The following is a 23,805-nucleotide window of genomic DNA, read 5'->3' as shown; positions in this document are numbered from 1 at the left end:
GTACTCGCGGGCACAGTGGTGGCACAACCACCACGAAAGGCGAAGCGATGACTCAGACGGTTCCCGTCCCGCAGGGCCTCCCGATGGACCGCGACGCCGGGCCCTTCGACCCGCCCAGCGAGATCACCCGGCTGCGCGATGCCCGCCCGGTGAGTCCCATGGTCTTCCCCGACGGTCACGAGGGCTGGCTCGTCACCGGCTACGACGAGGTCCGGCAACTGATGGCCGACACCCGGTTCAGCTCGCGACAGGACATCGGCATCCTGCACGCGCCCTACGAGACGCCGGGGATGCCCGTCCAGACCGAGCCGTCCCCGCCGATGCCGGGCATGTTCGTCGCCATGGACCCGCCGGACCACGGCCGGTTGCGGAAGCGGCTCACCGGCGCCTTCACCGTCAAGCGGATGAAGCAGCTCGAAGAGCACATCGTCGAGGTCACCGAACGGCAGCTGGACGCGATGGCCGCGCTGGTCCCGCCGGTCGACCTGGTCAAGGAGTTCGCGCTGCCGGTGCCGTCGCTGGTGATCTGCGAACTGCTCGGCGTCCCCTACGAGGACCGGGAAGGCTTCCAGGCCAACTCCGCGCAGCTCATGGTCAGGGACCAGACGCTGGAGGAGAAGATGGCCGCGTTCATCGGGATGAACACGTTCCTCACCGAACTGGTCACCCGCAAACGCGAGACGCCCGGCGACGACATCCTGTCCGACCTCGGCCGCCACGAAGACCTCACCATCGAGGAGCTGGCGGGCGCCGCGTTCCTGCTGCTGCTCGCGGGCCACGAAACCACCGCGAACATGCTGTCGCTCGGTACCTTCGCGCTGCTGGAGCACCCGGAACAGTTGGCCGAACTGCGTGCCGATGCGGAGCTTCTGCCCGGAGCCGTCGAGGAAATGCTCCGCTACCTGTCCGTCGCCGACATCTTCTTCCGCTACGCCACGGAAGATCTGGAACTCGGCGGGGAAACGATCCGCGCCGGATCGACCGTCATCATCTCGCTGCTGGCCGCCAACCGTGACCCGCGGCGGTTCGACGACCCCGATGCCTTGGACCTGCACCGCAACGCCCGTGGCCTGTTGTCCTTCGGGCACGGCGTCCACCAGTGCCTCGGCCAGCAGCTGGCGCGGATCGAGATGAAGGCGGGTTTCGAGGGATTGCTGCGCCGCTTCCCGACGCTCGCGCTCGCCGTCCCCGCGGACGAGGTCAGGCTCAAGACCGACATGAACATCTACGGCGTCCACGAGTTGCCGGTCACCTGGACGGAATAGGCCGGAGGACGGCCCTCCCGCCGACCGGGAGGGCCGTCCTCACGCTCAATTCTTGAGCCACTCCAGCACTTCGACCTTTCCGTGCCCCTTCGCACCGGTCTTGCGGATCGACGCGTCGACCGCGCCCTCGACGTAGTAGGAAGCGCCGGCGCCACCGCCGCCTCCGGCCGAATCGTTGGTGCCCGACTTGCCGCCCCCGCCTCCGCCGCCGCCCTTCACCGCGTAACCCGCGCCGCCGCCCCCGCCGCCCCCGGCCGTCGACGCTCCGGGCGCGCCCTGTCCGTTGTCGCCCTGGGACGCCTTCGCGGTTCCGCCGCCTCCGCCGTCGCCGCCCACACCGAGCGTTCCGCGTTCGCCTTTGTCGCCGTTGTGCGGCTTCACGTCCCCCGCGCCGCCGTCGCCACCGCGGCCAACCAGCGATCCGCCGCCGGCCCCGCCTCCGCCACCGGCCACGATCAAGGGCACGGAGCCGCGGCAGACCGCGCTGGATCCTCCACCGCCACCGCCGTTGCGGCCCGAATCGGTTTCCCCGGAGCCGCCTCTCCCGCCGTGGGTGAATCCGGTACCGCCGGATCTCCCCGCCTGCTTCCCGACCTCGACCATCAGTGTTTCGCCGCCTTTGACCGGCACCGTCGCCTCGACTTCCGCCCCGTGACCGGGACCGCCGGAATCCGCGTTGCCGTGTCCTCCTTGCCCTCCGCGCAGTTTGAACCGGCCACGCTTCGCGTCATGAGGGACCTGGAGTTCCTGTTTCTGTTCTCCCTCAACGGCTTCGAAGCTGTGGGTGGTCACGGTCTCGGTCATGATTCCTCCTGGTTTTCCGCCGGACTCCCAGTCTGGAATGCGTGATTCACCGGCCGATAGTGCACGATCGGGCGCGATAAGACTCCGCTGCGTTCGCGACCGCGTCCCTTTCGTACCAGCGTGGAGCAGCGCGGCTATACCTTCGGGTATCGCTCCCTCAGTTCTTGGGGCGGGCGAGGGTCTGGCTGAGCGTCAAAGCCGTGAGGGCGATGGCGAATCCGGTGAGCTGCCAGCCGGTGAGGGTCTGGCCGAGCACCACGAATCCGGCGGCCGTGGCGACGAGTGGATTGGTCAGCGTCAGCAGCGAGACCGACGCCGGCGCGAGCCGGTCGATACCGCGGAACCACAGCGGGTACGCCAGCGCGGTGGTGACGATGCCGATGTAGGCGTAGCCGAGCAGGTTCGCGGTCGTCAACGAGTCCGGGAGGCCTTCGAAAAGCAGCGTCGCCGGGGCCAGGACGACCCCGCCGAGGGTCAGCTGCCAGCCGGTCATCGCCAGCGGATGCTCGGGGCGGCCCCATTTCTTGGTCAGGATCAGGGAAACGGCCATGAGCCCGACGGCGGCGAACATGGCGGCCAGGCCGAGCGGGTCGAGGCGGGCTTCCGCCGTAAGGGTCAGCAGGGCGACCCCACCGGCACCGGCGATCGAGGCGAACAGGATCGGCGCCGGTGTCCGGACGCGGAGCATCGGCAGCGCGAGCAAGGCGACCAACAGTGGTTGGAGCGCACCGAGGGTCGCGGCGACACCGCCGGGAAGGCGATACGCGGCGAAGAAGATCAACGGCAGGAAGGCGCCGAAGTTCAGCGTTCCGAGCACCGTCGTCTTCCACCACCAGGATCCGTGCGGGAGCCGCCTGGTCAGCGCCAGCAGGAGCAACCCGGCCGGGAGCGCCCGCAGCGCGGCGGCCAGCAGGGGCCGGTCCGGGGGCAGCAGGGTCGCGGTGACGACGTACACGGTGCCCCAGCTGGCCGGTGCCAGCGCGGCGAGCCCGGCGTCCCGCAGCGTGGGTTTCGCGGTCTGCCCGGCCGGAACGACCGGCCGTTCGGCGATGATCGCCATGATGTCTCCTCACTGATAATCTCAACGTTGAGATAACACCAGCGACTTCTGTCAATGTCAAGTCTCTTAACGTTGAGACGATCGGAGGATGTCATGGCCGACGCGGTGGACGCGGTGATCGCGTTGTGGCGGCACGAGCGGCCGGATCTCGAAGACAAGCTCTGGCCCGCCGAAGTGATCGGCCGGGTTCAGCGGCTTTCCCGGATCCTCGACCGCAAGCTCAAGGAGTTCAACGCGCGGCACGACCTGGAGTCGTGGGAGTTCGACGTGCTCACCACCCTCCGCCGATCAGGCGAAGCCGACGGCCTGACGCCCGGCGCGCTGCTCAAGGCGGCGATGGTCACGTCGGGGGCCATCACGAACCGGATCGACCGCATGGAAGCCAAGGGGCTGGTCGAGCGGGTGCGCGACAGCGACGACCGCCGTTCGGTCAAGATCCGGCTGACCGCCAAGGGCCGCGAAGTCGTCGACGAGGTCTTCGTGCTCCACCTGGAGAACGAAGCCGCCCTCCTGCCCGAGCTGAAACCGGCGCAGTGGGCCGAACTGATCGGCGGCCTGCGACTGCTGCTCGAACACTTCGGCGACACGTCACTGGAGTGAGCGTTCCGGTTCGGGTCACGTCCAGCCGAGCGGGACGACCTCCGCCGCGGCCGTCCACGGGCCGCGCCCGCCCGCCTCGGTGAGGGCGCGGAACCGCACGAAGCGCGCCCGGGCAGGCCAGAACCGCAGTGTCTTCCGGGCGGCGTCGTCGGCGAAGGTGCCCGTGGCCACGGGACTTCCCCAAGCCGACCCATCGGCGCTCAGATGGACCTCGTACGCGCCGACGCGGCCGTTGGCGGAACCGTCCTGACGCGGCAGGTAGGCCAGGCCCGTGACGGTGCGGGCGGCGCCGAGATCGAGCTGGATCTCGTGGGGCAGCGGGTCTTCCCCGCCGGACCACTTGGTGTGCCAGTGGGTGGCGGGGTTCCCGTCGACGGCGTTCGCGGCGGCGCCGGATTCGCCCGCGGTCTCCTGGCTGTCGACCGAGCGGACGGTGGCGGCGAGCGGCCCGGAACCCATCACCGGGTCACTGATGGTCTCGGCGCCCGTCTCGACATGTCCCGCGAAGCGGCGAAGGAAGCCGTCCGGCCCCTGGACGGTCAGGTCGTACCAGCCGCCCATGCCGCCTTCGGTGCTGAACCAGTCCTCGACCGTCGCGCCTTGGGCGACCGTGTACGTCCACGGTCCGCCACCCCGGTTGCCGGTGCGCACGGTCAGCTCGCACGCCGCGCCGGCATTGGTCATCCGCAGGTACACGACGCCGGATCCCTGCCGCAGCACCACTTCCGGATTCGGTGCGCCACCGGTGGTCGCGGTGATCCGGTTGCCCGCGAACCGCCGCAGGAAACCGTTGGGGCCGTGCGCGGTGAGGTCGTAGGCGCCGTCCGGCGTACCCACCTGCCAGTAGTCCGAGAGCGTCGCGTTCGCGCCGAGCGTGTAGCGCCAAGGCCCGTCGGTCCGGTGCGCGTTGGCGTACACGTAGAAATGAGCGCCCGCGGTCCCGGTGTTGGCGAAGTCGATCCAGAACCGCTCGGCCGTCACCCGCCCGGAAACCGTCAGCTGATAGGGCAAGGGCCGCGCGGGCCGGACGCCGGTCTCCGGAACCGGGAGCTTCTGCACGGAAGGCGGCTGCGGCTGGGTGTTCCACGGCCCGCTCGTCGGCACCGGCGCGGGCAGCGCCGGGTAGGTCGCGTTCGGCGCGGTGGTGTCCAGCGCCGAGGTCAAGTCGCCGCACACGGTGCGCCGCCACGGCGAAATGTTCGGCTCGGCGACACCGCTCCACTGCTCCAGGAAGCGCAGCACGGAGGTGTGATCGAAGACCTCCGAGCACACCTTCCCGCCCCGGCTCCACGGCGAGATGACGAACATGGGCACCCGCACCCCCAGCCCGATCGGTTCGCCGGAGACGAATTCGTCGGCCGTGTCCACGGAACTCTTGCCCTCGTCGGCCGTGGCAGGCGGCGCGGGCGGCGGCATGTGGTCGAAGAAGCCGCCGTCCTCGTCGTAGGTGAGCAGGAACAGGGTCTTGTTCCACACGCCGGGTCGGGAAGCGATGGTGTCGAGGATCGACTTGACCAGTTCGGCCCCGGTGTTGGGTCCCCACGCGGGATGCTCGGTCTGCGATTCCGGCGCGACGATCCACGACACCGACGGCAGCCTGCCCGCGTCGACATCGGCCTTGAAGGCGACCGGCAACTGCTTCGGCGCGACCCTGGCCAGACCCCGGTCGTAGAGCGCGCGCTCGGTCGCGGTCAACGTGGCCACGCCCGCGGCCAGGCCGTCGAGCAGCCGGGCCCGTTCGGCGGCCGAGGCCGAATCCAGGGCGTAGTAGAAGTATTCGAGCTTCGGGAACGCTTTGCCCGCGGAGTCCTTCACCTTCGACAAGGCCTTGGTGCCGACGGCGAGGAAACCGCTGAAATAGTCCAGCGAATTGTCGCCGTAATTGTCCCATTCCTGATAGACCCGCCAGCTTCGGCCCGCGGACTGGAGCCGCTCGGCGTAGGTCTTCCAGGTGTAGCCGGTGTGCCCCGGGTTCTGCCAGGCGTCATTGCCGATCGCGCGGGTCTTGCCGTCCGGTTCGAACCCGAGTTTGCCGGTGAACAGGTACATCCGGTTCGGGTTGGTCGGTCCCATTTCCGAGCAGTGGTAGGCATCGCAGACGGTGAACGCGTCGGCCAGTTCGTGGTAGAACGGCAACGCCGAACGCCGGTGATAGGTCAGCGAGCGAACCCCTTTGGCCGCGCGCCACGCGTCGTGACGGCCCTTGTTCCACGCCCGGTGCCCGCCGGACCAGCTGTGGTCGACGTCGGCCATGAACTGGTCGTCGATGGCGTACGGCAGCAGCGTTCCCGCGCCGTCCGGCTGCTGGAAGACCGACGCTCCGGACGGCAGCCTGATGGCGGCCGGGTCAGCGAAACCGCGCACTCCGCGCAGTGTCCCCAGATAATGGTCGAACGACCGGTTCTCCTGCATGAACACGACGACATGCTCGATGACGTCGAGCCCGCCCGTCGGCGCGTCGGCGGCGAGCGCCTGCCGGACGCTCGCCGGCAGCAAGGTGAAGGCGGAAGCCGCGCCAGCGGCCTTCAGCAGGGTACGACGACGCACGGAGCCCTCCCGGAGTGGCGTTGAACCCGGTCGACAGTGTTCGAAACTGCACCTTTTCAGCGACTATCGAGCAGATAGAAGCATAGGCACCTGACGGGTTCAAGGGTTCCGCCCGCGGGCTGCATGATCGGAGCAGCAAGACACGACTTTCGTAGCCGTTCCGCTCCCCTGCCCGAGGTGACATAACCGGCCGACCCGCGTGATCAGACGTGTCGGCCATCCGGTCACACGAAACCGCGCGGAAACCGTGGTGGGGGACGCCCCCCTTGAGCGTCCCCCACCCGGTTCATCCGGCCCGGAACCGGGCGGACGTCATTTCGTGTCGCCGTCCGGACGGCCGGACAACGCCGCCACCGCGAGCACCATGACGACGGGCCAGATCGCGGCCAGCAGCGAGAACCCGCCGAAGGTGATCGCCGTGACCGAAGCCGCCGTCGCGATCAGCCCGCCGACGGGTGACACGTAACAAAATCCCAAAGGGCCGAGAAAGAGCACCCACGCCAACGCCACCTTCACCGATTTGGCGGGCGGACGCGGAACCGGATACCGCCCCGGGCCGACGACCTCTTCGTCGTCGCCCTGATACCACCCGCCGGACATCAGCGGCGGGTGCGGCGCGAAGAAGGCCGGTCTTCGGCCGAACGCCTTGGGCGTCCGCGGATTCGGTACGGCCGGCGCACGCCGGTGATCCTTCGGCCGTCCCATGACACTTTCGGCGCTGCGCATGACATCCTCCCCCGTCGCCTGCCCGAGGCCTGGTGAAGTCACCCCGTGCCTGGCACAATTGCCGGTTGCGGTGCGAAACTTCCGGGTCGTTCTGCCCACTGACCATGCTGACGAGTCGGGGGAGTGGCTGATGCGTCAAATGGAACACAGCGCGAATCCGGCCCCCCGCGATCCGGAGGGCCAGGATGACCGGTTCCGCAACGGGTGACCACGGGGGCTTCGGAACCTGGGGCCGGTTGACCCCCGCGGAGCAGTCCGCCCTCCGGCAGGCAGGCCACGTGAAGGTGTGGCGGCCCGGCCAGATCCTCGCCCTCCAGGGCAGCCCGCCCACCAGCATGTTCGTCGTCCTCGACGGCTGGGTGAAGATCAGCGCCACCAACTATCGCGGCGAGGACGCGCCGCTCGCCGCCCGCGGCCCGGCGGAGATCGTGGGCGAACTGGCCCCGATCAGCGGCCTCCCCCGGTCCGCCACCATGTCGGCGATCGACGAGGTGCGCACCCTCGTCGTGCCGCGGGAGAAGTTCCTCGGCGTCCTGCGAGACCGGCCGCGAATCGCCGAAGAGATCTTCCGCACCGCGGCGATCCGGCTGCAGCAATCCGACAGGCTTCGGCTCGAAGCGGGCGGCCCGGACTTCCCGCAACGCCTCGCCGCGGTCCTCCTGGAGCTCGCGCTGCAACACGCCGTCGACTGGACGGACGGCCGCCAGGTCGATCTCCGGTTCAACCAAGGGGAATTGGCGGGCTTCGCGCGTGTTTCGCGCAGCACCCTGATCCGGGGACTCGAAGAACTCCGGCGGCTGGGAGTCGTACGCACCGCACGTCAGCGCGTCACGATCACCCGCCCTCGCGCATTGCGGGAATTGGCGGCCGGGCGGCCACCACCGCCCGCCGAGGCCTGATCGGTCACGAAATCTCGGCTATCCTTGTCGAGGTTCAACTCTCGCAACCGTTTCACGGGGTGGAGGGAATCGGCACGATGAGTTCTTTCTCGGCGAGCACCGAACCGGACATCGAATCGGCGTTGATCGATCTCGACGCGGTCTCCTTCACCGCGCTACGGGAGCTGGACGACGAAGCCTTCCGCCAATCCGCGCTCCACGTCGTCGAACGCACCCGACGTCTCCACGCGCGCTACAGAAGCAGCAATGGTTCGGGCGGCGAGCGCATCGACTGATGCCGCCGCCCGCCGAGACTCGCCCCGCGTTCCACCGGTTGTCATGGCGGGACTTCGACGCGCTGGCGCGCCTCGACGGTGACGAGGACATGGCCCGGCGGTTGCGGCGGGCCGAGCGAAGCCGTCGCAAGCTGCTGATCCACGCGTTGCTGACCGAGGCCACGAAGCTACCGGGCCATTCGGGTCCCCTGCCTCCGCTGGATTCCGCTTGGGAACTCCTCGCACGTGCCGAAGCACGAGCACCTCGCGCGGTGAACCGGATGCTCAGCAACCCGTACACGGGAAGCTGGGCGGGTTACACGACTCGTCTGCTGCGCGACGGGATCGACGGCGTCGGTCCTTTGTGGATGCATCTGGGCCACGCGCATGCGATCGCGGCGGCCGCGGCGATCCGCGCGGAGCTCGACTTCGAAACCACCATCCCGGCCTGGCACGGCAACGCCATGCTCCCCTCCCTCGGCATGGCCAGATTTCCTGGCACCGTGGCGTTTTCCTCAGCCATCGTGCGAGCCGAGAAAGGCCACTACCTCGTCTCGAACGCCGAAACGACGGTCAGCCTGCCCGGCTCACCCGACGCCGACGCCCCGGGCTGGTGGGGAATCCGCCGGGTGCGGAGCCACGTCGGCCCACACCGGTTCTCCCTGTTGCTGGACGATCTCGACCCCTACCGCGGACTTTACGAACCGATCCCACCCGAAAGGGTGCCGGACAGGGAATTGGCGGATTGGCAACGGCTGATCGACGAGGCCTGCCGCCTGATCGCCGCCCATCTCCCCGGCCTGGCCCGCATCATGCCCATGGGGCTCGCGTCCTTGGTACCGAAACCCCAGGTGCTCTTCCGGAATCCGAGCGCGTCGACCGGGGAGGCGTTCGGCAGCGCGGTGGTCGGCCTGCCCGCCGACGGCGCGTCCCTCGCGGAGTCCTTGATTCACGAGTTCCAGCACATCGTGCTCGGCGGGCTGCTGCATCTGGTCGAGTTGTACGAGCCGGATCCCAGTGAACGGATCTACGTGACCTGGCGGGATGATCCACGGCCCGTGAGCGGTGCCCTGCAAGGGGTCTACGCGTTCTTCGGGGTCACCGCGTTCTGGCGTGCACTGGCACAAGCCGGTGAATGCCCTCGGCGCTCAGGCTTCGAGTTCGCGTTCTGGCGCGAGCAGACGTGGCGCACCCTGCGGGTCCTGCGCGCGGACTCGACCTTGACCGGCGCCGGGCGCCGGTTCCTCGATGACATCGCCGAACGCCTCGGCCCCTGGCAGGCCGAACCCGTACCGGCGGAGGCCGGCGAACTGGCCGCGGCCGCCGGCCGGGATCACCTCGCCGGCTGGCGGGTCCGTCACCTTCGGCCGGAGCCGTCCGTGGTCACCGAACTGGCGGCGGCCTGGCTCGCCGGACGACCGAGGCCACCGATAACCCTCGACGCCCCGGACCTACCCCCGACGCCGGTACCGGACGGAGCCTGGTCCCACGCCAGAACGGATCTGATCAGGCTGGCCGTCGGCGGTACGACGCTCTCGCCGGACGGCCGAGCGCCGGCGGTACCTGGCGCCACCGCCGCGGATCTCGCCTACACCGCGGGCGACTTCCTCGAAGCGATCCAGGCTTACCGGCGGGAACTCGCCACGGATCCCGACCGGCCGAATTCCCTGGTCGGCTTGGGCCTCGCGCTCGCCGCCCGAGGCCCGCATCCCGCCGCCCGCGCCCTGCTGCACTGCCCCGAACTCGTCCGGGCCGTACATCGGCTCTTGCGAGCCGTTCCACGACCACCGACCGTGGAACAGCTCGCCGCCTGGATCGGGCAACTCGTTCCGGGCTGACTCACATCAGGATCGGGTCGATGTCGCAGTTGGCGCGGGCACCACGGCCCGCCGCCTGCGTTCCGGGGTGTGCCTCACCGAGGACCCTGCGGTACCGCACCAGGATCGGGTCGCGGAACGGTGCGGCCTCGTCCGTCCGCCCGAGCGCGGCCAGATCCAGTCCGAGGTTGAAGGACGCCGCCAGTACCGTCGGATGATCTTCGCCGAGCACCTGCGTACCGCGCTCGACCGCGTCCCGTCCCAGTTCCACCGCCCGGTCGAACTCACCCAGTGCCGCCAGATCACTCGCCAGGTTGATCGTGGCCGCGACGGCGTAGGGGTGGTCCGGGCCGATGCCTGCCCGGAACTGCTCGAGGGCGCGCTCGTCGAGGATGCGGGCGCCCTCGACGTCGCCCATGAGCCGCAAGGTGACCGCCAGGTCGACATTGGCGACGAGGGTGTGCGGGTGATGCTCGCCGAGCCCGCTCCGGTATCGCTCGAAGGTCTCCTCACCGAGCCGCTTGGCCGCGGCCAAGTCACCCGAGTGACGAAGATCGAGCGAATGGGCGAGAGCACAGCCCATCGTGACGGAGTGGTCGTCACCGTAGGCGAGCCGGAATCTCTTGAGGGCTTCCGTGGACAAGCCGAGCGCGCCCGGATGGTCGCCGTCCTTCCGCCGGGTCACGGCAAGCAGGAACGAATGGGTCGCGCTGTCCAGCTGGTCCAGGCCGAAGCGCGCGTGGAAATTCTCCGTGAGCCTTTCCTGCTGCACCCGGGCCTGGCCGTAGTCCCCCGCCTCGCGCAGGTCCACGATCAAGGAAGCGTTGACGCTGAAGGTGCGGACGTGATCTCGGCCGAGGACCTCGATCCGGCGCCGGAGGGTCTCCTGGTCCAGTTCCGCGGCGGCGCGGTAGGCGCCGGCCAACCGGAGGCTGATGGCGTGCTGGTACGCGGCGTTGAGGGTCTCCGGGTCGTCCTCGCCGAACATGCGCTTGGACTTCTGGTAGACCTCTTCGCTTAGTTCGGTCGACGCCGCGAAGTCGCCCTGCGCCCGCAGGTCGATCGTGATGTTCCGCTGGAGTGCGAACGTCTCCTCGTTCTCCTCGCCGGACACCTGAAGGCGCAGCGCGAGAGTGCGCTGATTGAGCTCCGCGGCTTCGGAGTACCGGCCGATCGCCCACAGATAGAGCCCCAGCCTCGACGAGACTTCGAGAGTCTGCGGATGTGTCGGGCCGAGGGCGTCGGTGAACCGCTTCCGCGCTTCGAGACCGAGCCGGGCGGCCTCCTCGTGGTCGCCGTACTCGAACAGATAGCGCATCAGGTTGATGTAGAGCTGACGCGGCCAGTCGTCGTCGCAGTCCAGCACGTTCGCCGCGTAGGCGTGCGGCAGCAGTTCGCGGTAGCGCGCCCAGTGCCTGCTCGACTCGGGGTCGTTCGGATCCAGCGCGGCCAGCAGCTGATGGGCACCGTGCTGCATCCGCGCGTGCACCTGCCGGGCCATGACCCGGTTGCGCAGGACCAGCTGGACGAGCCGGTGCAGCTGGAGGGTGTTGTTGCCGTGGTCGATCTTCGCGAGGCCGTACCGGTTGATGTCCCGGATGGCCCGCGCGAGCTTGATCGGATCGCGCAGGGCCGCGTCGAGCTCCGGGGAGATCGACACTCGGTTGACCCCGGTGAGCAGATCACGCGAAATCGGCTCCGGCGAGAAGAAGGCGCAGATGTGCAGGATCTGATGCGCGGCGGGGTTGCGGGTCTTCAATTCCTCGAACGAAACGTTCCAGGCCGCGGCGACGGACACCTCGTTGTCGGGGGCCGAGGCGGTGTCGAGGATTTCCTCGACCGACTCGTCGAACAGGCGCAGATACTCCTGCACCGGCATCCCGGTCACCGCGCGCCAGGCCGCCGCCTGTTCCACAGCCAACGGTAGATCGCCGAGCTTTTCGGCGAGTTCGTCGGCGTCGTCCGGGTCGATCTCCGGACCTCGGCGGCCGAGCAGCTCGACGCTTTCCTCGCGTTTGAACACCGCCAGTTCCAGCGGGCGCGCGATGCCCGCCCAGTCGGAGTTCCGCGAGGTGATCAGGATTTCGCCCGGACCGTTGCGCGGGAAGAACGGCAGTACGGTGTCCGGGCTCTCCGCGGCGTCGAAGACCAGGAGCCAGCGGCGGAACGGCCGTCCGGTCCGAAGCGCCTCGATGACCGCCGGGACCGCGACGCTGGCCTCGGCCGCGCCCTGCAGGCCGAGCATCGTGGCGAGTTCGGTGAGACCGGCGCGGATCTGGGTCGTGTGCGCGGCGTCGATCCACCAGACGAGGTCGTAGTCATGGAGGTGCCGGTAGATGTACTCGGTGGCCATCTGGGTCTTGCCGATACCGCCGAGACCGTGCAGCGCCGAAGGGAGCACGGCGGTGGTACCGCTGCTCAACCGTTTGGTGAGCTGGTCGAGCAGTTCGTCGCGGCCGGTGAAATTGGGGTTCCGCGGCGGTACGTTCCCGAAGATGAGCGGCGGGTCTTCGGGCTGGCGGTCGGGGAAATGCCGGGAACTGTCCGCCGCCGAAGGATGGACGATCCTGGTCGTCGGTTCGTTCGCGTCGGACTCGCTGAGATGAGTCGAGCGTCCCTGTGGCACAGGTGTCGAAGCAGGTCGACGTTCGGCCGTCTCAGGCATTTGTGTGCTCACAGCCTTCTTTAGTGATTCAGAGTCGAATTCGGCGAGACCCCGGCCTCGTACCGCGTTCCGCAGCCGGTCGGCCCGGGACAGGTACGGTCCGGAAAGCGCGCGCATGAGCGCGCCTTCCAATTCCACATCGGCCGGGGACTCGCGGGTGAGGTCTGGATCCGGTGTGTTGTTCGGGTCGGCGATGGCGTCCCGGAGGTGACCGAGCAACCTGATCCGGTCACCGAAATGGGTGGCGGCCACTCGGACGACGCTGGCCGTTTCCGACCGTCGCGCGCCGCTGAGCAGCAATTCCCGGACTGCCTCGGGAAAAGCGAAGACCCCGTCGGTGTCCCAAGTGGACTCACCCTCCCTGAGTGCGGGAGCGTACATCATCCCCGAAAGCAAAAGTTCGAGGAGGTGCTCCACACCCGCTTCCGGCACGAACCGTTGTCCCACCAGCTTCGCGACGTCGAGCCGGACCGGTACCGCCGCGAGCAACTGCGCCAACCGTAGCGCCGGCGGCGACGCAACACTGCGGAATCTGTGCACTCTTTCGGCGGGTGACAAAGTCACCGGCCGGGCGGCGGAATCGGAAATCCGTTCCGTGGCGAGGATGACCGTTCCTTCGGCGGCGCCGGCGTCTTCGCCGGTCATCAGTCCGGCCCACCAGCCCATCGACCGCGGCCGCAGTTCGAGCACCGGCACGGGGACTACGTGGCCGGGCGTTTCCGCGCCGGGTTCGAGCCAGGCGTCCGCGAGGTCGTAACCCCATCGGCTGTTGGGCGCCAACGCGTTCGGGACGCAGAGCGACGCCTTGTGCGGCTCCATCCCGCACCGGCCCCACAGCCAGGGCGGCAACAGGTGGACGACGCTCACCGGCATCCTTCTGCCCCATCGGGCGAGCATCGGGTACAGCGCGTCCCTGTGCTGCCAGGCATCCCCGACCCCGTCGGTCACCAGCAAGACGACCCGCCGCCCCGAAGAATCCAGGATCTCGTCCGGGTCACGGGCGGGCGCGCCCGGCGTGCCACCACGAAGAACGAGGCCGTCTTCGTTGTCCTTCGCGGTTTCCAGCAGCCGGACCTGGATGGTGCGGAAGGCACCGACCTGCCGGAGCAGTTCGACGAACGCCGACACCCTCGGCCGCCACAAGGCCATCGAGGGACCGTTGTCGAGGACGAGCGTCAGGTCGAGCCAGCGCTCTTTTCTCGATCGGGTGACCGGCCACCACCGGCCGGTCTCCGCGACCCGGACGGCGGTCGCCACTTCGTCCAGGACCACGTTGTTGTGTCGCCGCGAGACCGTCTCCCGTTTCAGCGATCTCAGCGCGCGGAAGTACTCCAGCGATTCGAGGAGTACCACTCCCCCGGGCCCGGTGCCGTCCACCGCGGGTTCGGGCAGCTCCCCGCGCACGGCCTCGATCGCGACGACCCGGCCTTCGTCCTCGGCGGGCGCCCCGGCGTCCGCGATCCTGGACGGCCGTGGCTCCGGCGGTTCCAGGCCTTCCCCACGTTCGGCTGGCGCGTTGCGGATCCGCACTTTCTCCGGAGGCTCGTCGGCCGGATCGGCTTCCTCGACCGTCCGCCGCGGCGAAATGGCCGCGGCCAGCCATACGATGTCGGCCACGTCCGTCCAGCTCAGGTCCTCGAACGCGATCCGCTCCGCCACCGAGGCGGAACGCGAGTCGGACACACCGCCCGGCCCGGCCATGTCACCGCACCGTCAGTCGTTGCCAGAGGGCGTCCACCAGCCGCGGCCATGCCTCCTGATCCGGCTGGTACGCGCCCGACGTCGCGAGATAGACGGCGTCGAGCAGTCTGTCGGTGGGGAGACCGCCTTCCGCCTTGCTCCGTTCGGCGAATTCCCGGATGAGCCTGTCCCGGTGTTCGCCGTTCTCGCCGACCAGATGGCCGGCCACGATCGCGGCGAGCTGCTCCTCGTCCGGGTTCTCGATCCGCAATTGCAGGCAGCGACGCAGAAAGGCGGGCGGGAACTCGCGTTCCCCGTTGCTGGTCATGATGACGATCGGGAAGGCGTGGCAGGCGATCCGGCCGTCCCGGACCATCGCGGTGCGCTGCGAGTCGGCGGTGTGCACGGTGACTTCGGGCTGCCGGTTGCGCACGCGCGCCAATTCTTCGATGGTGAATTCGCCGTCTTCGAAGATCGACAACAGATCGTTGGGCAGATCCGCCTCGGATTTGTCCAGCTCGTCGATCAGCAGTACCCGCGGCAGCCTGCTCGGGAGAAAAGCGGTGCCCAGCGGGCCGAGGCGGACGAAATCACCGATCGGCGGCTCTTCCGCCTCGCCGCCGCGCTGCGCCTGGCTGGTCGCCGCGGCCTGGACCCGGCCGATCGCGTCGTAGCCGTACAGCCCCGAACCCAGCGCGGTGTTGCTGGTGATCGCCCAGCGCAGCACCCTGCCGAGGCCGAGCTCCCTGGCGATCCGGTACGCGAGGCTGGACTTCCCGGTGCCCGGGTTTCCGGTGACCAGCAACGGACGGCGCAGGAACAGGGCGGCGTTGACCATGTTCAGCTGGCCGGCGTCGACGGTCAGCTCCGAAAGCGTGAACGCGGTGCCGAGACGGCGCTCCGCTTCGCCGTCATCCGGCGGCGGCACGTCGTTCTCCGGTGGCGGGTCTCCGCGATACGAACGCCACGGCGGCGGCGCCGGCAGCAGCTGCGCGAGATCGATGTCGTGAATGGGCCTGCCGGTGCCCCGGTAGATCCACCAATCGGGTGCGTCGATATGCGGCGTCCGGCCGCTCACGGCCGCGTCCTGATCGTTCCCGCTCATCCGCGGCGTCCCCTTACAGTCGAGTCGGGATCAACGGCTGGTCCAGAACGATCACACGTTTCGGGTCGTCCCACATTACCACCAGATCGTGAGCCAGAGAATTCTTGAACGGTACCGCCGCACCCGAATTCGCCAGTTTGCGACGATCCGGGAGTTCGATAAAACCGCTGTCCGCGGCCAATACCCAGTCGAGCAACTCGCGCAGGTTCTCCGGCTCGGCGTCCGGATGCCAGAGCACCACCGGAAGCCCGCTGCGGAGCGCGCTCGTCAGTTCGTCCGGCGCGCCGCCCCGTTCCGCTTGGGGCGCCGGGGGTTTCGCCAATACCAGACCGACCCAGTGATCGTCGCTGAGGATGGCGTCGATCGGGTGATCCTCGAACTCCGCGCGGCCGGAATAGTGCAGCCGGTCGGCGGCGGGGTCCTTCACCATCGAATCCCAGCGAACGTGCCATGCGCGATGCCAATGCTTCGCCCGCATCCTCTCCAACGACCGTATTCCGAGCCGGTACCCGTAGCGCAACGGCTGGGGATGGCCGGTCTCATGTTCCTTCGCCCAGCGCTGCACGGGCAAATTGATCAACGTCCTCGGCAGCAGGAATTCCACCGACGCCGACACGCTCTGGCCGGACCAGACTCCTTCAGTCTCCAAGATGACGTCGTCGACCCTGAACTCGACCTCGTCTATCCCGATTTCGCGCACTCCACCGAGCGACGGCGGCCAAACCTCCGGATCGTCCTGCCGCCAGAAGGCGAGCGTGCACCGAGTCGGATCCCCGGAAACCGGTTCGAGCATGATCATCAGATGCAGGTGGGGCCGCTCCGGGATCGGCGGCCTGCTCTGCCGCTGGTGCACGAGGGCGGGGCCGAGCCGCAGTGACCGGGCCTGGTCACCGATCCAGCTCGCGATCATGGCCGCCGGCTCGCCCACCACGTTTTCCGCCAGGAGGACCAGGAAGGTGATTGCCGGAGGCACACCGTCCGGGCCCGCGTTGAAGTCGGCGAGCAACTGGAAAGCGCCCCACGCGTCGGTGACGCCTTCCAGCCGCGGCAACGGGACCGCGGGGCCGAGCGCGCGGCTCACCAGAACCGCCAGATGGGGGACTTCCAGCCCGATCAGCCGCCGGTGCAGGCCGACCAGATCCTTGCGGGGGACCAAATCGAGAACGGCACTGTTCAGATCGGCCAGGAAAAGGTCTTCGGCGGCCACCACCACCGCCGGCTCAGGAGATCCGGCGACCGCCACGGTGACTTCTCCGTGCAGTCGCAGATAAGCCGTTCCGGTGAAGGTCTTCACCGAAACGGGTATCGGATGGTACGACTCGGGCAACAGGCCCGGATCCTTTTCGATGACGTCGGTGAAAAAACGCTGCGAACAGATGAACGCGATCATCCGGCCGGATTCCGCGAACGCGTCCTTCGCCTGTTGCGCGTCCAGAATGCGGAAGGCGATGTCGACCGCTTCACCGACCCACCCGTTGCCGTCGTCGATCACTTCGCCGGAGTTGAGGCTCACCCGGAGCCGCATTTGCGCCTGCGGTGTCCGCGTGTGGTTGTACCGGCGGAGCGCGACCGCGATCCGGTCCGGCAGCAGGTCGGCGACGAGGCTTTTCGTCGTTCCTGGTGGCAGAAGGACCAGTACGCCGTCTCCGCGATCTTCGTGCGCGCAGGAATCGAAGTCGATGCCGCTGTCGGCGAAGGCCGTCTTCAGCACTTCGTACATGCCTTGATGGACGGCGAGCCTGTCGAGCGGGTTGCGATCCGGCGCGGTGAACCCCACGACGTCCACCACGACGATCGTGCGGTCGAGAGCCCGCGTCGGTCGCGCCACTGGCCCCCTCCCAAGGTCCATGGCGCCGACCAACCGGCGCCGACCGCCACATTATCGCGTCGATCGGCCTAGAGGGTGATTGTCATTTGACAAATAGGGGGCGGCGGGAGCGTGCTAGGTCTCGTGAGTGGTAAGGACGGTTAGAACCGTCCTTACCACTCACGAGCGGTCAGACGCCGGCGATCTGCTGGATCCAGCTGCGGTAACGGGTGATGTTGGTGTAGGCGGTGTTGTTCGACCGGTCACTGGTCGAAGCGACGCCGACCTGGCGGCCGCCGGAGAACATCGGGCCGCCCGAGTCACCGCCCGCGGTGATACCGTCGACACGGTTCGCACAGACCGCGACACCGCCGTTGTAGTCACTGCAGTTGACCGAGTTGACCCGGACGGTGGCGACCTTCAGGTAACGGGACTGGCAGTTGATCTCCGAACCGCACTGGCTGGTCGCGCCCCAGCCGTAGACCTGGACGTTCTGGCCGACCGCGACGTTGCTCGTGGTGCCGAGCGGCGCATAGGTGGCGTTGACCGAGCTGGTCAGCCGGACGATGGCGAGGTCCGCGCCCGAGTGGCGGGTGATGCTCGCCGCGGTGGCCATGGTGCCGCCGCTCTGCTGGTCGAGGCTGCCGATCCGGAACGTGTAGCTGCCGCTGCCGGCGACACAGTGCTTGGCGGTCAGGATGTACTGCGGCGCGATGATCGTCGCGCTGCAGTTCTGCTGGCCGTTCACGAACAGCCGGGCCGCCCACGGACCGCTCTGCGCGTACTGGCCACCGATGATCATCGGCTGCGCGCCCGAGGGCTCGGCGGCGGTCGCGGCGGGGGCGGTCGAGCCGAGCAACGCCATGAAGGCGGTGCCGGCGAGCAGGACAAGAGAGCGCAGTCGCATGTTCCGACTCATTTCTGCGGCGGGGATCCGGCCGCTTCAGTGGGGACGAACGCGCTGATTCTGTGTCGTGCCAAGGGAACCCGGAAACCGACGAAAGTTCGCGCGGGCTACCTATTTATTTCCGTGACGGACGGCGGCGATCTTTGAGTACCCGGCGAAGATCATTAGGTAGTCACTCGCCGAGCAGCCGCCACGCGGTGAGGGCGAGCCTCGCCCTGGTCAGCCCGAGCGGATCGGTGAGATCGACGGCCAGGCTCTTGCCGATCTGGGTCAGCCGTCGCGCGACGCTGCTGTGGTGCAGGTGCAGGGAATCGGCGGCCTGGCGCACCGAACCCGTGGCGCAGTAGGCGTCCAGCGTCCGCAGGTCCTCGGGATCCGCCGCCAGCTTCGAGATCGCGACGACGTCGGCGTTGGCCCGCGTGTCCTCCTCCGGGATCCGGGCGAGCAACGCCAGCGCCCCGAGTTCGCCGTAGTGGATCACCGGGCGGCGCGCGGTCGTGAACCGCAAGGCCGTCCTGGCGTCCTGCCAGGACCTGTGCGGGCATTCGGTCTCACCGATCCCCGCCCGGACGTCCTCGGGAAAGCGGTCCGCGTCCACCGCGGTGGCGAGGATGATGCCGACGTCGGTGAGGGACGCGGCCTTCACCGGGCGGCCGGGGCAGATCCGGCTCCCGATCTTCTCGAGCGGGAGCTCCGACCGGACGGCGACCACCCTGATCGGCGCGTCGGCGGGGAAACCCAGCAGCCGCAACGCCCTGCTCCTCGCGGCGTCGTCGCCGGCGGAGCTGATCACGAGTTCCACCAGCGCCGGATCGGCCATGGTGGTCCGCGCGGGCCCGTATCGTTCGACGACCGTCGCCACGGCGATCGCGAGCCGGTCCAGCACCGCTTCGTCGAGGTCGACGGGTGCTCCCTCGCGTTCCAGCCACACCGTGCCGATCTCCTCGTCGTCGAGGGTGATCGCCATCGTGATGGACGCCGGTGCGGAAGCGGGAGCGGCTTCGCGGCCGTCGGGAGCCATGCGGAGGGTGCGTCCCGTGCTGTGGAGCCGGATCCCCGCCACGCATGCCGCCAGCCCCGCGGTGGCGCGCGCGAGGGCGGGGAGGTCGACCCGCCGCCGCATCAGGGTGTCGTAGAACATCACGACCCGGATCGCGCCCTCGACGTCGGGATCGAGATGCGACAACCGTGCGGCCAGTGCCTCCATACCCGCGAGCGTACGCGGCGATCGTCGCGCGAAGGGCCGGTTACCCGCGACGGATGGCGGCCGCCCTCCGGCCAAGGAGCCGGAAGGATCGTGGTCATGGATCCCGAACTCGAAGCCTTCATCGCCCTCTTCCCGAAGGCGAAACTCGACGACCCGGTCGCGGACCGCGAGAGCTTCGCGAAGCTGGCCACGTCCGTGCCGCAGCCCGACACGTCGGAGATGGAGGTCGAAGACCGGACGGTGCCCGGTGATCCCGGCGTCCCGATCCGGATCTACCGGCCGCGTGAGGCACAGGGCGCCATCATCTGGCTGCACGGCGGCGGCTGGGTCATGGGCAATCTGGCGACCGAACATCCTTGGGCGGCACGGCTCGCCGAGGCCTCCGAAGCGACGGTGATCTCCGTCGAGTACCGGCTGGCACCGGAAAACCCGTTCCCCGCCGCGTTCGACGACGTCTACGCCGTGCTGAACTGGACGGCCGAGCACGCGGCCGAACTCGGCGTCGACCCCGGCCGGATCGCGGTCGGCGGGCACAGCGCGGGCGGCGGCCTCGCGGCGGCGACGGCACTGCGGGCCCGCGACGAAGGCGGCCCGCGGATCTGCTTCCAGCTGCTCAACCAGCCGGGGCTCGACGACCGGCAGGAGTCGTGGTCGGCGCGGAACTTCACCGACACACCGTGGATGAACCGCGCCAAGATCACCGCCGCGTGGGGGCATTACCTGGACGGAAAGCCCGCGCCTTCACCGTATGCCGCCCCGTCGCGGGCCACCGACCTCTCCGGGCTGCCGCCCGCGTACGTGGCCTCCGCCGAGTTCTGTCCCAATCGCGACGAGAACATCGAGTACGCCCTCCGGCTGCTGCGGGCGGGGGTTTCGGTCGAGCTGCACCAGTGGGCGGGCACGTTCCACGGGTCGCAGGCCATCCTGTCCGCCGAGGTCTCCCGCCGTCAGATCGACGAACTCGGCTGCGTCCTGCGGCGCGCGCTGGCCTCGTCATGACGGCCCCCACGGCGGTCCGGTTGCTGCGCCCGTTCGCCGGGAGTTTCACCGCGGTGGTCGTCCTTCAGGTCATCGGCGCCATCTCGGGGTTGGCGCCGCTGCTCGCGGTCGTCGAACTGGGCAGGGCGCTGCTGACGCCCGGACCCGTCGACGAAAGCCGGGTCTGGACCGCGGTCTTCCTGGGCGCGGCCGGGATGTTCGTCCGGCTGGTGCTCACGGCCGCGTCGTCCGGGATCGGGCATCTGCTCGACGGCCGGGTCCAGCTCACCTTCCGCCGCCTGCTGGCCGAACGCCTGGGCCGAGTGCCGATCGGCTGGTTCTCGAGCCGCCGCACCGGTGAACTGGCCAAGGTCGTCGGCGAGGACGTCGGGGCCGTCCACCCGTTCATCGCCCACACCCCCGGCGAGCTCGTGTCGGCCTTCGTCGCCCCGCTGGTGTCGCTGGTCTACCTGCTCACCATCGACTGGCGGCTCACCCTGATCACGCTGATCCCGGTGGTGCTGGCGGTGGCCATGGTCCCGCTGATGATGACGCCCTCCCGGCTGCGCGAGCAGGAGGAGTTCGACCGGGGCATGGCGGGGATCTCGGATTCGGTCGTCGAATTCGTCCAGGGCATCGCCGTGGTCAAGGCGTTCGGCGGCACGGGCCGCGCCCATCGCAGGTTCCGCACCGCGGCGGACGCCTTCGTCGCCACGTTCACCCGGTGGGTGCACGGCATGGCCGGGCCGGCCGCGGGGATGCAGCTGGCCCTGTCACCGCCGTTCGTCCTGCTGGTGGTCCTGGTCGGCGGCACGCTCCTGATCACCGGCGGCGGCCTCGCCCCCGTCGATCTCCTGCCGTTCCTGGTGCTCGGCCTTGGCTTGACCGCACCCGTCGCCGCGCTCGGCCACGGCTTCGACGAACTCCAGGCCGCCCGTCGCGCGACCGGCCGGATCCGTGAAGTGCTCGGGGTGCCGTCACTGCCGGAGCCGTCGGATCCCGTTTCGCCGCGAGGCCATCGGGTGGAGCTGCGCGGCGTCCGGTTCGGCTACGAGGCCGGCCGCGAGGTCCTGCGCGGGATCGATCTGGTGCTCGAACCCGGCACGGTCACCGCGCTCGTCGGACCGTCCGGCGGCGGGAAGTCCACTTTGGTCACTCTGCTGCCGCGGTTCTTCGACCCGACGGACGGTTCGGTGCTGCTGGGCGGCGTCGATCTGCGTGAGATCGGCAGCCGGGAGCTGTACCGCAAGGTCTCCTTCGTGTTCCAGGACGTCCGCCTGCTGCGCGCGTCGGTCGCGGACAACATCGCGCTCGCCGTGCCGCACGCCGATCGCGAAGACGTCGTACGTGCCGCCCGGCTCGCGCAGATCCACGACCGCATCATGGAGCTGCCGCGAGGCTACGAAACGGTGCTGCACGAGGAAACCGGGCTGTCGGGTGGCGAAGCGCAGCGGATCTCGCTGGCCCGTGCGTTGCTCGCCGACACTCCGGTGCTGGTGCTCGACGAGGCCACCGCGTTCGCCGATCCGCGGACCGAGCTGGCCGTGCGGCGGGCACTGACCACGGCGCGCGCCGACCGGACGGTCCTGGTCATCGCCCATCGCTTGGAGACGGTCGTCGACGCCGACACCGTCGTACTGCTGGAGAACGGCGTCGTCACCGAACGCGGGAAACCCGCGGATCTGCTGGCGCGGAACGGGAGGTTCGCCGCCTTCTGGCGTTCCCACCGTTCCGCCGAACCACTGGGGGAACCTCGATGATCCGGATGTTGCTGAGCGTCCTCGGCCCCGACCACGCTCCGCCGGTGCGGCGCACCGTGACACTGATGACGGCGACCGCGATCGTCGAAGGCCTGTCCTACGCGTTGCTGGTCCCGTTGCTGCGCGCGCTGCTCGGGAGCACGCCGGGTGACGCCGTCCCATGGCTGATCGCGTTCGGCGCGGCCTTCGCGGTGTTCGCGATCCTGCGGTACCGCGCCGATCTTGCCGGCTTCCGCGCCGGGACGACGTTGCTGCGCGGCATGTACCACCGGCTCGGCGATCATCTCGCCCGGCTGCCGATGGGCTGGTACGGCGGGAAACGGGTCGGAGAGGTGTCGTCGCTGGCCGGACCGGGTGTGCTGCAGGCGATGGGGGTGATCGCGCATCTGCTGGCGCCGTTCGTCGCCGCGTGTGTCACCCCGCTGACGATCGTGTTCGTGATCCTCCTCTTCGACTGGCGGCTGGGGCTGGCCGCGCTGATCGCGGTTCCGGTCGTGGCTGCCATCCAGGTCCGGACCGGCCGTTCGATGGCCGCGGCCGACGAGGAGGCCGCGGAACGCGGGAACGAGGCCACCGGGCGGGTCATCGAGTATCTGCAAGCGCAGCCGGTGCTGCGCGCGGGTGGGCGGACCGCGGAGCGATTCCGGTCGCTCGACGACTCCCTGCGGGACCTTCAGCGGGCGAACCGCCGGTCCACGCTGTCGGCGCTGCCCGGTGTCGTGGGGCTGACGTTCACGGTGCAGGCGATGTTCACCGGCTTGCTGGTGCTGGCCGCGTTCCTCGCGCTCGGCGGGGGCATCGGGGCGCCCGAGGTGGTGGCGATCCTCGTCCTGGCCGCGCGCTGCGCGGATCCGCTGCTCTCCCTGACCGACATCGGCGGCAAGCTCCGCGGCGCGCGTTCGGTGCTGGCGAGGCTGGACGCGCTGCTGCGGACCGAACCGCTGCCGGAACCGCCGGAGCCCGTCCGGCCGGACCGGCACGACCTCGAGTTCGAGTCCGTCGTCTTCGCCCGCGGCGGCCGAACGGTGCTCGACGGTCTCTCGCTGACCGTCCACGAAGGACAGACGCTCGCCGTCGTCGGCCCTTCGGGAGCCGGGAAGAGCACGGTGCTGCAACTGCTCGCCCGGTTCCACGACGTCGATTCGGGAGCGGTGCGCGTCGGCGGGGTCGACGTCCGCGCGATGGGCACCGAGGACCTGATGTCGCGGATCGCCATCGTCTTCCAGGACGTCCACCTCTTCGACGGCACGATCGAGGAGAACATCCGGCTCGGCCGTCCGGACGCCGGCGACGCCGAGGTGCGCACCGCCGCGACGGCGGCCCGGCTGGACGAGGTGATCGAACGGCTGCCCGGCGGCTGGTCCGCGAACGTCGGCGAGGGCGGGGCGCTGTTGTCCGGCGGGGAACGCCAGCGGGTCTCGATCGCGCGTGCGCTGCTGAAGGACACGCCGATCGTGGTACTCGACGAGGTGACGTCGGCGCTGGATCCGGTCAACGAAACGGCTGTCCACGAAGGGATAGAACGGCTCATGGCCGGCCGGACCGTGGTGATGGTGGCGCATCGGCTGCGGACCGTCGAGCGAGCCGATCACGTGGTGTTCCTGGACGACGGCCGGGTCGTGGAGGAGGGTGGCCACGACGAACTGGTCCGGCTCGGTGGCCGGTACGCCGGCTTCCTCGACCTGCAAATCGCTTGACGCGACGCGGGAACGGCAATGCACTGT

17 protein-coding genes are annotated in these 23,805 nt (G+C 69.2%); 8 read left to right on the top strand and 9 right to left on the bottom strand.

The genetic code is table 11. The annotated features are described in order from the left end of the window. The first annotated feature begins 47 nt into the window (after positions 1 to 47). Entirely contained in the window at positions 48 to 1,265 is a 1,218-nt protein-coding gene (locus ACOCEP_RS18515) for a cytochrome P450 (protein ID WP_482338740.1), read from the top strand. Positions 1,266 to 1,310: 45 nt separating this feature from the next. Here the strand turns inward: ACOCEP_RS18515 and ACOCEP_RS18510 are convergent, their stop codons facing one another. Further along, positions 1,311 to 2,069 (bottom strand): PE-PGRS family protein, encoded by a 759-nt coding sequence (locus ACOCEP_RS18510; protein WP_482338738.1) that lies wholly within the window; start codon positions 2,067 to 2,069, stop codon positions 1,311 to 1,313. Between the two features lie 157 nt (positions 2,070 to 2,226). After that, a complete protein-coding gene (locus ACOCEP_RS18505; RefSeq protein ID WP_482338736.1) occupies positions 2,227 to 3,129 on the bottom strand; it encodes an EamA family transporter in 903 nt (300 codons plus the stop codon). Positions 3,130 to 3,222: 93 nt separating this feature from the next. Here ACOCEP_RS18505 and ACOCEP_RS18500 point away from each other — a divergent pair, with 93 nt between their 5' ends. Further along, the gene (locus ACOCEP_RS18500; protein WP_482338735.1) at positions 3,223 to 3,729 is read left to right on the top strand and encodes a MarR family winged helix-turn-helix transcriptional regulator; all 507 of its coding nucleotides are present in this window, start codon (positions 3,223 to 3,225) and stop codon (positions 3,727 to 3,729) included. 15 nt (positions 3,730 to 3,744) lie between these two features. Here the strand turns inward: ACOCEP_RS18500 and ACOCEP_RS18495 are convergent, their stop codons facing one another. Beyond that, a complete protein-coding gene (locus tag ACOCEP_RS18495; RefSeq protein WP_482338733.1) occupies positions 3,745 to 6,276 on the bottom strand; it encodes a phosphocholine-specific phospholipase C in 2,532 nt (843 codons plus the stop codon). A 312-nt stretch (positions 6,277 to 6,588) separates the two neighbouring features. Then, positions 6,589 to 7,002, bottom strand: coding sequence for a hypothetical protein (locus tag ACOCEP_RS18490; RefSeq protein ID WP_482338731.1), 414 nt, complete (start codon positions 7,000 to 7,002; stop codon positions 6,589 to 6,591). A gap of 185 nt (positions 7,003 to 7,187) precedes the next feature. Here ACOCEP_RS18490 and ACOCEP_RS18485 point away from each other — a divergent pair, with 185 nt between their 5' ends. The 3 genes from ACOCEP_RS18485 (at position 7,188) to ACOCEP_RS18475 (ending at position 9,993) form a co-directional block, all read left to right on the top strand. After that, positions 7,188 to 7,901: a Crp/Fnr family transcriptional regulator gene (locus ACOCEP_RS18485; RefSeq protein ID WP_482338729.1), complete on the top strand. Its 714-nt coding sequence runs from the start codon at positions 7,188 to 7,190 to the stop codon at positions 7,899 to 7,901. A 77-nt stretch (positions 7,902 to 7,978) separates the two neighbouring features. Beyond that, positions 7,979 to 8,176 (top strand): hypothetical protein, encoded by a 198-nt coding sequence (locus ACOCEP_RS18480; RefSeq protein WP_192746287.1) that lies wholly within the window; start codon positions 7,979 to 7,981, stop codon positions 8,174 to 8,176. Further along, entirely contained in the window at positions 8,176 to 9,993 is a 1,818-nt protein-coding gene (locus ACOCEP_RS18475; RefSeq protein ID WP_482338727.1) for an aKG-HExxH-type peptide beta-hydroxylase, read from the top strand. Before ACOCEP_RS18480 ends, ACOCEP_RS18475 begins: the two co-directional genes overlap by 1 nt. Before the next feature lies 1 nt (position 9,994). Here the strand turns inward: ACOCEP_RS18475 and fxsT are convergent, their stop codons facing one another. The 5 genes from fxsT to ACOCEP_RS18450 form a co-directional block, all read right to left on the bottom strand. Beyond that, entirely contained in the window at positions 9,995 to 14,338 is a 4,344-nt protein-coding gene (gene fxsT / locus ACOCEP_RS18470; RefSeq protein ID WP_482338725.1) for an FxSxx-COOH system tetratricopeptide repeat protein, read from the bottom strand. Position 14,339: 1 nt separating this feature from the next. After that, positions 14,340 to 15,422, bottom strand: coding sequence for an AAA family ATPase (locus ACOCEP_RS18465; RefSeq protein ID WP_482338724.1), 1,083 nt, complete (start codon positions 15,420 to 15,422; stop codon positions 14,340 to 14,342). A 13-nt stretch (positions 15,423 to 15,435) separates the two neighbouring features. After that, positions 15,436 to 17,250: a VMAP-C domain-containing protein gene (locus ACOCEP_RS18460; RefSeq protein WP_482338722.1), complete on the bottom strand. Its 1,815-nt coding sequence runs from the start codon at positions 17,248 to 17,250 to the stop codon at positions 15,436 to 15,438. Between the two features lie 169 nt (positions 17,251 to 17,419). After that, positions 17,420 to 18,136, bottom strand: coding sequence for a S1 family peptidase (locus tag ACOCEP_RS18455; RefSeq protein ID WP_482338720.1), 717 nt, complete (start codon positions 18,134 to 18,136; stop codon positions 17,420 to 17,422). Positions 18,137 to 18,308: 172 nt separating this feature from the next. After that, positions 18,309 to 19,343 (bottom strand): PucR family transcriptional regulator, encoded by a 1,035-nt coding sequence (locus tag ACOCEP_RS18450; RefSeq protein ID WP_482338718.1) that lies wholly within the window; start codon positions 19,341 to 19,343, stop codon positions 18,309 to 18,311. A gap of 96 nt (positions 19,344 to 19,439) precedes the next feature. On the opposite strand from ACOCEP_RS18450, the gene ACOCEP_RS18445 reads away from it, so the two are divergent. Genes ACOCEP_RS18445 through ACOCEP_RS18435 form a run of 3 tightly spaced genes read left to right on the top strand, consistent with a single transcriptional unit; the run spans position 19,440 to position 23,778 of the window. Next, positions 19,440 to 20,342 carry an alpha/beta hydrolase gene (locus ACOCEP_RS18445; protein WP_482338717.1) on the top strand — a complete coding sequence of 301 codons (903 nt, stop codon included), beginning with the start codon at positions 19,440 to 19,442 and terminating at the stop codon, positions 20,340 to 20,342. Next, positions 20,339 to 22,081: an ABC transporter ATP-binding protein gene (locus ACOCEP_RS18440; protein ID WP_482338715.1), complete on the top strand. Its 1,743-nt coding sequence runs from the start codon at positions 20,339 to 20,341 to the stop codon at positions 22,079 to 22,081. The genes ACOCEP_RS18445 and ACOCEP_RS18440 overlap by 4 nt, the downstream gene beginning before the upstream one ends. Beyond that, positions 22,078 to 23,778 (top strand): ABC transporter ATP-binding protein, encoded by a 1,701-nt coding sequence (locus ACOCEP_RS18435; protein WP_482338713.1) that lies wholly within the window; start codon positions 22,078 to 22,080, stop codon positions 23,776 to 23,778. The genes ACOCEP_RS18440 and ACOCEP_RS18435 overlap by 4 nt, the downstream gene beginning before the upstream one ends. Positions 23,779 to 23,805: the final 27 nt, after the last annotated feature.

The sequence above is a fragment of the Amycolatopsis sp. CA-211722 genome (assembly GCF_056828465.1).
The sequence above is the reverse complement of the archived record's forward strand: the minus strand, read 5'-3'. Positions and strand labels throughout refer to the sequence as shown.